The sequence below is a fragment of the Actinomadura rubteroloni genome, assembly GCF_002911665.1.
Lineage (GTDB): Bacteria > Actinomycetota > Actinomycetes > Streptosporangiales > Streptosporangiaceae > Spirillospora > Spirillospora rubteroloni.
In genome coordinates this window covers 598,382-610,712 of record NZ_MTBP01000001.1, presented here as the reverse complement: position 1 = coordinate 610,712, position 12,331 = coordinate 598,382, and the positions used below count along the sequence as shown (strand labels likewise).

Annotated in this window: 13 protein-coding genes, 1 tRNA gene and 1 pseudogene; 11 read left to right on the top strand and 4 right to left on the bottom strand. The window is 73.6% G+C overall.

Annotated features, from left to right (window positions below):
- Window positions 1–34 precede the first annotated feature (34 nt).
- From BTM25_RS30160 to BTM25_RS02715, 5 genes are all read left to right on the top strand, one after another.
- Window positions 35–2,452 (top strand): MinD/ParA family ATP-binding protein, encoded by a 2,418-nt coding sequence (locus tag BTM25_RS30160; RefSeq protein WP_235828123.1) that lies wholly within the window; start codon window positions 35–37, stop codon window positions 2,450–2,452.
- Between the two features lie 19 nt (window positions 2,453–2,471).
- Window positions 2,472–2,837, top strand: a complete 366-nt coding sequence (locus BTM25_RS02730; protein WP_103561169.1) for a cupin domain-containing protein — start codon at window positions 2,472–2,474, stop codon at window positions 2,835–2,837.
- Between the two features lie 147 nt (window positions 2,838–2,984).
- On the top strand, window positions 2,985–3,794 hold the full coding sequence (locus tag BTM25_RS02725; protein WP_103561168.1) for an SAM-dependent methyltransferase: 810 nt from the start codon (window positions 2,985–2,987) through the stop codon (window positions 3,792–3,794).
- A gap of 55 nt (window positions 3,795–3,849) precedes the next feature.
- Complete coding sequence (locus tag BTM25_RS02720) at window positions 3,850–4,293, top strand: GNAT family N-acetyltransferase (protein ID WP_235828121.1); 444 nt, start codon at window positions 3,850–3,852, stop codon at window positions 4,291–4,293.
- A 13-nt stretch (window positions 4,294–4,306) separates the two neighbouring features.
- Window positions 4,307–4,579 (top strand): hypothetical protein, encoded by a 273-nt coding sequence (locus tag BTM25_RS02715; RefSeq protein WP_103561166.1) that lies wholly within the window; start codon window positions 4,307–4,309, stop codon window positions 4,577–4,579.
- Here the strand turns inward: BTM25_RS02715 and BTM25_RS02710 are convergent.
- Window positions 4,576–5,049 carry a hypothetical protein gene (locus BTM25_RS02710; protein WP_103561165.1) on the bottom strand — a complete coding sequence of 158 codons (474 nt, stop codon included), beginning with the start codon at window positions 5,047–5,049 and terminating at the stop codon, window positions 4,576–4,578. The two genes, BTM25_RS02715 and BTM25_RS02710, sit on opposite strands and share 4 nt — an antisense overlap.
- Window positions 5,046–6,398, bottom strand: coding sequence for a helix-turn-helix domain-containing protein (locus BTM25_RS02705; protein WP_103561164.1), 1,353 nt, complete (start codon window positions 6,396–6,398; stop codon window positions 5,046–5,048). Before BTM25_RS02705 ends, BTM25_RS02710 begins: the two co-directional genes overlap by 4 nt.
- A 129-nt stretch (window positions 6,399–6,527) precedes the next feature.
- Between BTM25_RS02705 and BTM25_RS02700 the strand changes: the two genes are divergently transcribed.
- Together BTM25_RS02700 and BTM25_RS30155 are read left to right on the top strand one after the other, a co-directional pair.
- Window positions 6,528–6,764, top strand: coding sequence for a hypothetical protein (locus BTM25_RS02700; RefSeq protein WP_103561163.1), 237 nt, complete (start codon window positions 6,528–6,530; stop codon window positions 6,762–6,764).
- A 17-nt stretch (window positions 6,765–6,781) separates the two neighbouring features.
- A pseudogene (locus tag BTM25_RS30155) lies at window positions 6,782–6,952 on the top strand (helix-turn-helix domain-containing protein); the annotation flags it as partial.
- A 150-nt stretch (window positions 6,953–7,102) separates the two neighbouring features.
- Here BTM25_RS30155 and BTM25_RS02690 read toward each other — a convergent pair.
- A tRNA-Ser gene (locus tag BTM25_RS02690) sits at window positions 7,103–7,192 on the bottom strand.
- Window positions 7,193–7,224: 32 nt separating this feature from the next.
- The gene (locus BTM25_RS02685; protein WP_103561162.1) at window positions 7,225–7,815 is read right to left on the bottom strand and encodes a helix-turn-helix domain-containing protein; all 591 of its coding nucleotides are present in this window, start codon (window positions 7,813–7,815) and stop codon (window positions 7,225–7,227) included.
- Window positions 7,816–7,919: 104 nt separating this feature from the next.
- On the opposite strand from BTM25_RS02685, the gene BTM25_RS02680 reads away from it, so the two are divergent.
- The 4 genes from BTM25_RS02680 to BTM25_RS02665 are packed head-to-tail and all read left to right on the top strand — an operon-like array spanning window position 7,920 to window position 12,284.
- Window positions 7,920–9,311, top strand: a complete 1,392-nt coding sequence (locus BTM25_RS02680; RefSeq protein ID WP_168211981.1) for a purine-cytosine permease family protein — start codon at window positions 7,920–7,922, stop codon at window positions 9,309–9,311.
- Window positions 9,308–10,252: an isopenicillin N synthase family dioxygenase gene (locus BTM25_RS02675; protein WP_103561160.1), complete on the top strand. Its 945-nt coding sequence runs from the start codon at window positions 9,308–9,310 to the stop codon at window positions 10,250–10,252. The genes BTM25_RS02680 and BTM25_RS02675 overlap by 4 nt, the downstream gene beginning before the upstream one ends.
- Window positions 10,249–11,274, top strand: a complete 1,026-nt coding sequence (gene add / locus BTM25_RS02670) for an adenosine deaminase (RefSeq protein ID WP_103561159.1) — start codon at window positions 10,249–10,251, stop codon at window positions 11,272–11,274. Before BTM25_RS02675 ends, add begins: the two co-directional genes overlap by 4 nt.
- Entirely contained in the window at window positions 11,262–12,284 is a 1,023-nt protein-coding gene (locus BTM25_RS02665; RefSeq protein WP_103561158.1) for an isopenicillin N synthase family dioxygenase, read from the top strand. Before add ends, BTM25_RS02665 begins: the two co-directional genes overlap by 13 nt.
- Window positions 12,285–12,331: the final 47 nt, after the last annotated feature.

The window sequence follows — 12,331 nt, the reverse complement described above, 5'->3', positions numbered from 1 at the left end:
ATGATCGTTGAGAGCATGGCCGAGGGGAGAGACGGTGGCAAGGAACGATCACGACGGACGTTCCCTGGAGGAGCGCCTCGCGTCGCTGGACGCCATGAGCGGAGACCCCGAACCCCCGACCGGCAAGCTGAACCCCGCGCCGTCCGCCCCCGCCGCCCCCGAGGACGAGGGCGACGAGCCCGCCGCCAACCCCTGGCTCGCCGCGCCGCCGCCGGCCGCGCCGCCCTCCGCCGGTCCGGGCCGTCCGCCGCAGGACTTCGGGCAGTCGGGACCACCCGAGGGCTCCGGGCTGCCGCCGTACGGCGCACCGCTCGCGCCGCCGCCCTACGCGGTGGACCCCGCGCCGTTCATGGGGACGCCGCCGCCTCCCGGCGAGGAACGCTCCTTCGACGACGACGCCACCCAGACGCCCGACGACCCGCCGTACGCGGCGTGGCCCGCACCGCCGTCCGGTCCCGCCGCGCCGGAGCCGCCCGCCGACGAGGCGACCGCCGTGGAGCCCGAGGGCGGCCCCGGCGCGCCGCCGCCGTTCGCCGCGCCCCCGCCGTTCGCCGACGACGCGACGGTCACCGGCGCGGCCCCGCTCCCGCCGCAGCCCTTCACCGGCGGCCCGCCGCCGTTCACCGGCGCCCCGCCCGCCCCGCCGTTCCCCCAGGCGCCGCCCCCGGGCGCCCCGTTCAACGCGCCCCCGCCCCCCGGCCCCGGCGCACCCCCGCCCCCGGGCCTCCCGCCCTACGACCCTCGCGTCGGCCCGCCCCCCGGCCCCGGCGCCCCACCGTTCAACGGCCCGCCCCCGCCCGGCGCGCCGTTCGACGGCCCGCCGCAGTTCGACGGGCCGCCGCCCGGTCCGGGAGCGCCCGGTCGTGGCGTCCCGCCCGGTCCCGGCGCCCCACCGTTCGATGGCCCGCCGCCTGGTCCGGGAGCGCCCGGTCGCGGCGTTCCGCCTGGTCCTGGGGCCCCGCCGTTCGATGGCCCGCCGCCCGGCGCGCCGCAGTTCGACGGGCCGCCGCCCCGGCCCGGTGCGCCCGGCCCCGGCGTCCCGCCTGGTCCCGGCGCGCCTCCGTTCGATGGCCCGCCGCCTCCCGGCGCGCCGCAGTTCGACGGGCCGCCGCCCCGGCCCGGTGCGCCCGGTCCCGGCATTCCGCCTGGTCCTGGCGCCCCGTTCAACGGGCCGCCGCCCGGTCCGGGAGCGCCCGGCCCCGGTATGCCGTCCGGTTCGGGCGCGCCGTTCGATGGGCGGCCTGGCCCGGGTGCGCCGCCGTTCGACGGTCCGCCGGCTGGTCCGGGAGGGCCCGGTCCCGGCGCGCCGTTCGACGGTCCGCCGCCCGGCGCGCCGCAGTTCGACGGGCCGGGCGCGCCCGGGTTCGACGCGGCGGGGGCGCCGCCGCTCGACCAGCTTCCGCCCTATCCGGGCTACGGCCAGCCGCCCGGTCCGCCGCCGGGGCAGGCGTACGCGCCGCAGCCGGGGCAGCCGGTGCAGGGCGGGTATCCGCAGACGGGCGCTCCGCCCGCGCCGCAGTCCGCGGAGAGCCTCAGCTCGGAGAACCTGCTCGGCGAGCGGCGCATCGTCCCGGCCGGCGGCTGGCGCCGCGCGGTCTACAAGGCCAGCGGCGGCAACATCGTCCCAGGCGAGTCCCAGACCGAGCTGCGCCGCAAGGACCTCATCGAGCGCGCCCGCGCGGCCGTCGCGGGCGGCCACCACCGGGTCGCGGTGATGTCGCTGAAGGGCGGCGTCGGCAAGACGACGACCACGACGGGCCTCGGCTCGATGCTCGGCTCGCTGCGCGGCGACCGCGTCATCGCCGTGGACGCCAACCCCGACCGCGGCACGCTGTCGGACAAGGTGCGGCTGGAGACGGCGGCGACCGTCCGCGACCTGCTGAACAACCGCGACGAGATCCAGCGGTACGCCGACGTCCGGGCGTTCACGTCGCAGAACGCGGCGCGGCTCGAAGTGCTGGCGTCCGACCGCGACCCGGCGGTCAGCGAGGCGTTCAGCGCGGACGACTACGCGGCCGTCGCCGTCGTGCTGGAGCGGTTCTACTCGATCTGCATCACCGACTGCGGGACGGGCCTGCTGCACTCGGCGATGGCGGGCGTGCTGGCGCTGGCGGACCAGCTCGTCCTCGTCAGCTCCCCGTCGGTGGACGGCGCCCGCTCGGCGAGCGCGACGCTCGACTGGCTGGAGGCGCACGACCACGGCCATCTCGTCCGCAACGGCGTCGTCGTGCTGTCGATGGTGCGGAACCGGACGCGCAGCCAGGTCGACCTGGACAAGCTCCAAGCGCATTTCGAGAGCCGCTGCCGCGCCGTCGTCCGCATCCCGTACGACGACCACCTGGAGGAGGGCGCGGAGGTCGAGCTGGACGCGCTGGCCCCGCCGACGCGCGAGGCGTACCTGATGCTGGCGGCCGTCGTGGGCGACGGATTCGCGCATCAGCGTCCGTCCTGACGGAATAGAGTCGCCGTCCGTGGGCGACAGGATCTACGTCGGGAAGGCGGCGGACGACGCCGCGGGCGATCGCGGCTGGCTGCTCGGGCACTTCAAGACGCCCGGGGACATCCGGCACAGCGCGGACGTCGAGATCAAGTGGGGCGTCCACCGCAAGGGCGACCGGCGCGCGGACTGGGCGCGCGGCGAGCGGCGGACGGCGCTGCTGGTGCTGATCTCGGGACGGTTCCGGCTGGAGTTCCCGGGCGAGGACGTCGTCCTCACCGAGCAGGGCGACTACTGCGTCTGGGCGCGCGGCGTGGACCACTCGTGGGAGGCCGAGGAGGAGTCGGTCGTGATGACCGTCCGCTGGCCGTCGATCCCGGGCTACGCGCTGCCGGGCTGACCTGAGCGCGCCGCGCGCTGACCGGAACGCGCGCAAGATCCCTGTTCGCGGGACGGGCGCGGACGGCCCTGCCTACGATGCGCCCATGGGTGCCGTTCTCCGTCACCCTGGGACAAATTGCACAGCGGCCCCGAGGAGGACCCGGACATGGTGAACGAGCAGCGCGACTGGGCCTCCCTCGGGATCGACATCACCAAGCCGAGCATCGCCCGCACCTACGACGTCGTCCTGCGCGGCAAGGACAACTTCGAGGTGGACCGCGCGTTCGTGAACGAGATCGTGAAGGTCATCCCGGAGATCTACGACGTCGCGACGTACAACCGGGAGATCCTCGGCCGGGGCGTCCGCTACCTGGCGGGCGAGGCGGGGATCCGGCAGTTCCTCGACCTCGGGTCCGGGCTGCCGACCGTCCAGAACACGCACCAGGTGGCGCAGGCGACCGACCCGTCCTGCCGCGTCGTGTACGTGGACAACGACCCGATCGTGCTGGCCCACGGACGGGCGCTGCTCGCGGAGAACGACCGTACGACCGTCGTCACGGCGGACCTGCGCGAGCCGGAGGCGATCCTCGCCGACCCGGACGTGCGCGCGCTCATCGACTTCGACCAGCCGGTCGCGATCATGCTGGTCGGGATCCTGCACCACCTGCACGACGACGAGGGCCCGCAGCGGATCGTGGACACGTTCATGGACGTCGTCCCGTCCGGCAGCCACCTGTTCGTGACGCACTTCTGCGCGTCCAGCCCCGAGTCGCGGGACGCCGAGAAGAAGTACCTCGCGATGCTCGGCACCGGCCGGTTCCGCACGCCCGAGGAGATCACCGCCTACTTCGACGGCCACGACCTGCTCGCCCCCGGCGTGGTGCCGCTGCCGCTCTGGCGTCCGGACGAGCCCGTCACCGGCGACCTGTCCGTCGGCCAGCGCCTGATGTACGGCGGCATCGCGCGCAAGCCGTGACCGAAGATCTTCGATTCGCACCACGCGCCCGGCGGGGCGCGCTTACGCTGCCGTCGTGATCTACCGAACGGCGACGCGGGACGATCTGCCCGCCTTGGTCGCGCTGCTGGCGGACGGCGACGAGGCCGTCGATCCCGCGTCCGTCCGGCCCGGCGTGGACCAGGTGCGGGCCTTCGAGACGGTGGCCGGCGACCCGCGCAACGAGCTGCTGGTGCTGGAGAAGGACGCGACGGTCGTCGGCTGCATCCAGGTCACCTACATCCCCGACCTCGGCGGGGACTGCTCGGAGCGGGCGCACCTGGAGGCGGTCCGCGTCCGTCCGGACCACCGGCACAACGGGTTCGGGCGGCTGCTCGTGACGTACGCGATCGCCCGCGCCCGTGCGCGCGGCTGCACGCTGGTCCAGCTCACGACGGACAAATCGCAGATCGAAGCGCAGCGGTTCTGCGCGGCGCTCGGGTTCGTCCCGAGTCATGAGGGATTCAAGCTTCCTCTGTGAGCTCACCGAAGAAGTGCCCGAATCCGAAAAGGCGGGCCACCTCGCGCCGCTGATCGGACAACTCCTGCGCAAGGACCCCGACCGGCGGCCGACGGCCGCCCAGGCGCTGAAACGGCTCCGCGCCCGGCCGACCGCCGCGCAAATAGGCAATTGCCTGCATGAGGGCAAGAACGCGCAGTGGGTGGAGGTCCCCTGCTGGTCCGCGTGCGAAAGGTACGGCAGAGGCGGCCTGCTGGAGATCGAGGACGCCGCGTCCGGCCGCGTCCTCTGCACCAAGTCGACCTAGCCCCGCGCGGCACCGTCCGGCCACACGACGTCCACCGGCAGCCCGGCCGCGCGGGCGTGCGCGACGACGTCCGCCGTCCCGCCGTGCCCGCCCGCCGGACGCCCGTCCCAGACGGCGACCAGACGCTCCACGGACCCGACGAGCATCTCCGACGCCGCCATGTACGCCGCGTCGCCGGACGTCTCGAACGGCGCGTACCGGACGACGGACGCGCGGCCGAGCAGCGCGTCGAACACCACGGCGTTGTCCGGCCCCACCTTCGCGGCCCGGTAGTCGCGCGCCGGGAGCACGACCTCGACCCGTCCGCCCACGTCCAGCACGACCTGCGCGAACACCTGGTCCGCGCCGCGCGCGAGGCACGTCACGCCGGTCACGTCGTCCTGCCCGGCGAGCAGGTCGCGCAGCGCCCGGGAGACCAGCCCGGCCGTCGCGGGCGTGATGTTGGTGTGGCCGCTGACCCCGATCCTCATGCGCTCTCCCTGCTCCGCTCCGCGAGGTCCGCGCGCATCGCGGCGACGACGGGCGCGTCCGCGTACGGCGCGGCCTCGGCGTGCCAGTCCATCAGCCGCCGCTCGGCGCGACCGGACCGGATCGTGTCACAGATCGCCACGGCGTCCCGCACCGCCGCGACGGATCGTTCGCGCTCGCCGGCGAGCAGGTAGGACCGGCTGAGCCCGATCAGGTCGAACGCGCGGTTGCGCGCCTGCTGCGGACGGCGCAGCTCCAGCGCGGTGGAGATGTGGCGGACAGAACGTGCCGTCAGCTCCCGGTGATCCAGGCCGGAGGCGGCCTGCACGGCCGCGAGACGCCGGTACCCGGCGCCGACCGTGCCCACCAGCTCGGCGCGATCGAACGACCGCGCGAAATACGGGACGTCGTCCGAGGCTGCGTCGAACTGCTCCTCGGCGAGCCCGGCCGCGCGGTGGTACGCCTGCACACGGCCCGTCCGGGCGTACGCCCACGCCTGCCGCGTCTGGAGCATCGCGCGCACCTGCGGCGGCGCGTCGGCCCCGGCCCCGTCGAGCGCCAGCCGGACGATCTCCAGCGCGTCGCCGGGCTGGTCGAGGTCGAGCTGCTGCCGCGCCAGCGCGGCGAGGACGTGCGCGCCGAGCAGCCGCCCGCGCGGCAGGCCGGACGCGTGCGCGGCCCGGACCGCGAGCCGGTAGTACTCCTGCGCCACCGGATGGTGCCCGGCGTCGAACGCCATCGACCCGGCGACCTTGGCCAGTTCCGCGAGCGCGATGAACAGCCGTCCGGTGATCTCGGGGTCCTGCGGGACGGCGAGCAGGCCGACGACCTCGGCGAGCTGCCCGACGACCGCCTTGGAGCGCACGCCGAGCCGGTGGCGCGTCTCCCAGCGGTGCAGCAGCCGGGCGCCGGCCTCGATCCGCTCGACCTCGTCCGGGCCGATCGCGCCGCGCGGCGCGGCGGGCGCCGGCACCGGCCGGGTGATCCAGGGTTCGAGCCGTTCGAGGAGGTCCGGGCCGTTCAGGACGCGCGGGCGCGGCCGGGACCGGCGGTCCGGCCCGGCGAGGTCGGCGTCGGCGAGCCGGCGCGCCTCACCGACGACTTCGTGCGGGGTCCAGGCGTCGGGCGGCACTTCGTCCGGGGTCTCCTCCGGCGGGCCGAGCGCGGCCAGGCGTCCGTCCGCGCCGAGCACTTCGTCGAGCCGCCGTGCGAATCGCCTCGACGGGTCCCAGACCCCGTTGACGACCCGGGAGACGTACGCGGCGTCGTAGTTCGCCTTTTTCGCCAGCCCGCGCACCGACAGTTTCTGCTCGGTCATGAGCCGGCGCAGCAGATCCCGGAATGTCGTCATGATCCACCTAATACCGGAGATCGGATGTTGAGCGGATCATTGCTCACCATCTCAACGGGGGTCAACATCTCCCACGCTAACCGTTCGGGCGCAAAGCTGGAGGACGTCTCGTGAAACGGAGGTCCGAACGTGGAAACCACAGACGAGTCCGCCCGGAAAGGACGGTGGAACGAGCCGTACGCGGCCCGCGACGGGACGTGGCGGTGCGTCCTGCGCCATCCGCTCACCTACGCCCAGGAGCAGGCAGGACTCCTGTACGTCGTGGTCGCCGCCGACCGCGACGGCGTCATCGCCCTCATGAGGCACGAGGACGAGAAGGCGCGCCGAACGAACGTCCCCGCCCACATTCACCGCAACAGCGGATGACGATCCGGAAAGCCACCATGACCGAGAAGCCGGAACAGCCGATCCTTTACACGCCGGCCGAAGTAGCGCAGTTGCTCCGCGTGGATCCGAAGACCGTCACGCGCTGGGCCAAGACCGGAACATTGCGTCCGGTCACGCTGCCGTCCGGGCACCGCCGCTACCACGCGGACGAGATCCACCGCCTGCTCGACCCGGGCGGCTTCCCGATGGCGCCGCCGCCGGACGCGGGACGAAGCCCGTACGCCCGCGCGATCCTGCACGCCGTCGTCCAGACGTACTTCGGTGGTGATGCCGATGCGGCGGTCCGGGCGTTGCGGCCCGACTGATCCGGCGGTGAGCGGAGGCTGTGGGATTCGAACCCACGGAACCGGGGCTACCGATTCAACGGTTTTCAAGACCGTCGCACTCGTCCACTATGCGAAGCCTCCAGAGCGCTGAACACCCTAGCAAGCCGGGGGGTTCACTGGCCGTCGGACGGGTGCACGACCGCGAGGATCACGTGCGCGGGCTCGTCGCCGACGAGGAACCAGCGGTGCCGCAGCTCGGCGTTGTGGGAGATCATGTCGCGGGGGCCGAGGCGCCAGGTGCCCGCGCCCTCCACCTCGACGTCGAGCTGCCCCGTCACCACGTACACGGCAAGGTCGCCGCGCAGGCTGAACCATTCCTCCAGGTACTGGCCCGGCTCGATGAGGTACTCCATCACTTCGAGCGTGGTGTCGGGACGCATCAGCAGCGCGCGTCCCGCCGCGCTGTTCGGCTCGCCCGACACCGGCAGCATCCGGCCCTCGGACGCCCGGACGACCTGCACCGACGCCGTCCCGGGCGCGGGGAGCAGCGCGCCGGGCAGTACGTCGAGCGCCTCGGCCAGCCGGTAGATCGTCACCATCGACGGCGCGCTGGCGCCGCGTTCGATCTGGCTGAGGAACGGCTGGCTGATCCCGGCCCGCCGCGCCAGCTCCCGCATCGATAGCCCCGACTTCTCACGGAGTCGACGGATGGAGGAGCCGATCCGGGCGTTCAGGGCGGCCTCGTTGCCCGCGCTCGGCTCCACAGTTCACACAACCTTTACAAGAAACGATTGTCATCGGCGATCGCATGACTCACCTTGATTGCTGTCAGCAATCAGGTGGGGTCGCTTGTCCAGGAGTATGCCCGATGGTCTCTGTATCCGATGAACCGGTCGCCGTTCCGCCGCCGTCCAGATCCGGCATCGAGAAGCGCGGAATCGAGCGCGTCCCCGACGACGAGCGCCACGGCAGGCCCCGCCACCTGGGGTTCCTGTGGACGGGCGTCGTCCTCAACGTCCAGGTCGTCGTGTACGGCGCGCTGCTCGTCTCCTTCGGGCTCAACTGGTGGCAGTGCCTGCTGGCGATCGTCCTCGGCAATCTGACCTGGCTCGTCACGGGCGTCGCCAGCCTCGCCGGCCCGGCGGCGGGGACGACCACGTTCGCCGTCAGCCGCGCCGCGTTCGGCCACCACGGCAACCGCCCGATCGCCCTGTTCAACTGGACGATGCAGGTCGGCTACGAGGTGCTGGACCTGGTCCTGATGGCCCTCGCGGCGACGGCGCTGCTGGACCTCGCGGGCGTCCACGTCAACGGGCCGGGCAAGGCCGCTCTGGTCCTCGCGCTGGCCGTCGTGCAGAGCGTCCTGCCGCTGATCGGCCACGCGGCGATCACCCGGGCGCTGCACCTGCTGGTCGTGCCGTTCGCCGCGCTGTTCTGCGTGCTCGCCTGGCTGACGGCCGGCCGTCTCGACCACGCCGCGACCGCGCCCGCCGGGTGGGTCGCGTTCCTCGGCGGCGTCGCGCTGACGGCGAGCGGGTCGGGTCTCGGCTGGACGGCCAACGCGCCCGACTACTCCCGCTACCTCCCGAAGGACACCAGCAAGCGGGGCATCGTGGCCGCCGTCACGCTCGGCGGCGCGGTCCCGCAGATGCTGCTGATGGTCGTCGGCGCGTGCGCGGCGCTGGTCGTCCCGGCGGCGAACGACCCGGTCAGCGGGCTGCCGAACGCCTACCCGCTGTGGTTCGCCGTCCCGTACCTGGTCTTCGTGATCGCGCAGATGACGGCGCTCAACGCGATCGACCTGTACTCGTCGGGCGTGACGCTCCAGGCGCTCGGGGTCCCGATCGGCCGCTGGCAGGCGGTCGTGCTGGACGGTGTCATCTGCGCCGCGATCGGCCTCGCCGTCGTCTACTCCGGCGACTTCAACACGGTCCTGAGCGACTTCCTGCTGTTCATGATCATCTGGTTCGCGCCCTGGGCGGCGATCTTCGTGACCGATCTCGTCCTGCGCCGCGCGCGGTACGACTCCGCCGACCTGCACGGCGGACGGCCCTGGAACCGGCACGGCATCCTCGCGCAGCTCGGCGGCATGGCCGCCGCCGCGCTGTGGATCAACACGAGCGTGTACGTCGGCCCGCTGGCGAAGGCGGCGGGCGGTCTCGACCTCAGCGTCCCGGCCGGCCTCCTGGTCGGCGGCGGGCTCTACCTCCTGCTGGCCCGGACGAGCGTCCGGGCCGCGACCGAAGGGACGACCGCGTGAACATCCCGCTCATCGACCTGCGCCGCTGGCGCGACGGTGACACTTCCCTGGCCGTGGAGCTGGACAAGGCTCTCCGGGAATCGGGCTTCCTCCTGGTCGACGGCCACGGCGTCGACCAAGCGCTCGCGGCGGACGTCCGCGCCGCCGCCCGGCGCTTCTTCCACCTGCCCGCCGACCGGAAGGCCGCGTACGCCACGGCCGTCGGCGGACGCGGCTGGGTCCCGCCCGGCCGCGAGGCCAACGCCTACTACGGCGCCGAAGCGGACCGGACGCGCGCCGACCTCAAGGAGAGCTTCACGACCGGCCGCGCGTTCCGCACCGGCGACCCGGACGTGGACGACGCCTGGTTCGCCCGCAACGTCTGGCCCGTGGAAGTGCCCGAGCTGCGCACCCTCTGCGAGGCGTACGAGGCGGCGATCTGGACCGTCTACACCGACCTGCTCGAAATGTGCGCCGTGGCGCTCGGCCTGGAACGCTCCTGGTTCGTCGACCGCACGCGACGGTCCCCGTTCAACCTCAACCTGAACCGCTACCCGCCGCTCAGCGAGACCGGCCCGGCCCGCGACGGCCAGTTCCGCATCGCCCCGCACACCGACTGGGGCGTCCTGACGATCCTCGACCGGCAGGTCGGCTACGGCGGCCTCCAGGTGCTGACCGCCGACGGCCGGTGGGAGGACGCGCCGCACGTCGAGAACGCCCTGACCGTCAACATCGGCGACCTCATGGCCCGCTGGACCGGCGACCGCTGGCGCTCCACCCGGCACCGCGTGCTGCCGCCGTCCGACCGCGCGCCGGACGAGGAGCTGATCTCGCTCATCCTGTTCCTGGAGGCCGACGTGGACACCGTGGTCGAACCCCTGCCGGGCGGCGAGCGGACCTACCCGCCCGTGACCGTCGCCTCCTACCTGCGCGAACGCGCCGACGCGGCGACCGTCGCATGACGCCCGCCGAGTACGACGCCTTCGCCGCGCGGATCCCGAAGATCAGCCTGCACCTGCACCTGACGGGCTCGGTCGCGCCGGACACCGTCGTGGACCTGGCGCGCAAGCACGGCGTCCCGCTGCCCGCGGGCCGGGGCGTCTACGACATCGACGCCCACGCCGACCTCGACGCGTTCCTGCGCGTCTACGACACGGTCGGCGAGGTCGTCCGGGACGCCGACGACTTCCACCGCGTCACCTACGAGACCCTGGCGCTCGCGGCCCGCCACAACGTGCTCTACCGCGAGATGTTCCTGTCCCCGCCCGCGCATCCGCACACGCCCTACCCCGTCATGCTGGACGGCGTGGTGCGCGGGCTGCGCGACGCCGAGACCGACCACGGCGTCGTCTGCCGCCTCATCGTGGCCCTCGACCGCGAGCGCGACGCCGAGGAGAGCCGGCGGCTCGTCGAGACCGTCATCGAGCACCGCGACGAGCACGTCATCGGCATCGGCCTGGACTACGCGGAGGTCAACGGCCCGCCCGAGCGGTTCCGCGCGGCGTTCGCGCTGGCCGGACGCGCCGGACTGCACCGCACGGCGCACTCGGAGTCCGGCCCGCCGGCCAACATCCGCACGCTGCTGGACGACCTCGGCTGCACCCGCGTCGACCACGGCTACCACGTCGTCACCGACGCGGAGATGACCGCGCGCTGCCGCGACGAGGGCGTTCCGTTCACGTGCACGCCCGTCAGCTCCGACATCGGCCGCTACTCCGGCAGCGGCGACGGCACGCACCGGCGCATCGTGGAGATGCTCGACGCGGGGCTCGCCGTCACGATCGACTCCGACGACCCGCCGATGTTCGGCACCGACCCCACCCACGACCTGCGCGTCCTCGGCCCGGCGCTGGGCTTCGACCCCGCGCCGCTGCGCCGGATGCTCGGCCACGCCGTGGACGCCTGCTGGCTCGACGACACCGACCGCGCGGCCCTGCGCGCCCGCGTGGACGCCGTACTGAAGGAGGACCCATGCGTGAACTGACCGTCCCGACCATCGACGTGTCGGCCTTCCGCGCTCCCGGCGACGACGGACGCGACGAGATCGCCCGGCAGGTGGACCGGGCCGCGCGCGAGGTCGGGTTCATGCAGGTCGTCGGGCACGGCGCGGATCCGGACGCGCTGAGCGCCTTCACGCGGGCCATGGACGCCTTCTTCGCCCTCGACCTCGACGTGAAGAACGCCTACCGCTGCCCGCCGGGCGTCAACCGGGGCTACAGCCCGCCGAAGTCCGAGGCGCTGCGCGGCAGCCTCGGCCTGGCGAGCGCCGCCGACCTGTTCGAGGCGATGAACATCGGCACGTCGGCGGCGGACTTCCCCGGCGCGGACCTGCCCGCCGACGACTACGCGCCCAACGTCTTCCCTGCGGAGATCCCCGGCTTCGAGGCCGCCACGACGCGCTGGTTCGCCGAGGCCGGGGCCGTCGCCCGCGTCATGATGCGGATCTTCGGCCGCGCGCTCGGCCTCGGCGAGGACTATTTCGCGGCGTTCGACCGTCATCCCGTGGACGTGCTGCGGATGAACAACTACCGGCTGCCGTCCGCCGACGTGGAGCTGGAACCGGACCAGGAGGGCATGGGCGCGCACACCGACTACGGCATGGTGACGGTCCTGTGGGCGGACCCGGTGCCGGGCCTGGAGATCCATCTCGACGGCCGCTGGCATCCGGTGATGCCGCGCGCGGACGGCCTGCTCGTCAACCTCGGCGACGCCCTCGCCCGCTGGACGAACGACCAGTGGATCTCCACGATGCACCGCGTCGCGCCGCCGCGCGTCGGCGGACGGCTCGTCCCGCGCCGCTCGGCGGCCTACTTCCACGACGGCGACGTCGACGCGGTCATCGCGTGCCTGCCGGGCTGCGTGACCGACGACCGTCCCGTCGCCTACGAGCCGATCACGGTCGGTGAGCATCTGCGCGCCAAGCTGGACGGATCGCGCGGACGGCGGCTGAACCCCGCCGCCGGACGGGAGGCCGCCCGGCTCGCCGGAGCATGACGGGAGGTCCTGCCGAAACGGCGCGAGACGGGCTGCTAGCGTCGAAC

What these genes read in the sequence shown, in the direction of transcription:
- BTM25_RS02705 (WP_103561164.1), bottom strand. Translation starts at nt 6,398, where the DNA reads ATGACGACATTCCGGGATCTGCTGCGCCGGCTCATGACCGAGCAGAAA.
- BTM25_RS02710 (WP_103561165.1), bottom strand. Translation starts at nt 5,049, where the DNA reads ATGAGGATCGGGGTCAGCGGCCACACCAACATCACGCCCGCGACGGCC.
- BTM25_RS02665 (WP_103561158.1), top strand. Translation starts at nt 11,262, where the DNA reads ATGCGTGAACTGACCGTCCCGACCATCGACGTGTCGGCCTTCCGCGCT.
- BTM25_RS02680 (WP_168211981.1), top strand. Translation starts at nt 7,920, where the DNA reads ATGGTCTCTGTATCCGATGAACCGGTCGCCGTTCCGCCGCCGTCCAGA.
- BTM25_RS02725 (WP_103561168.1), top strand. Translation starts at nt 2,985, where the DNA reads ATGGTGAACGAGCAGCGCGACTGGGCCTCCCTCGGGATCGACATCACC.
- add (WP_103561159.1), top strand. Translation starts at nt 10,249, where the DNA reads ATGACGCCCGCCGAGTACGACGCCTTCGCCGCGCGGATCCCGAAGATC.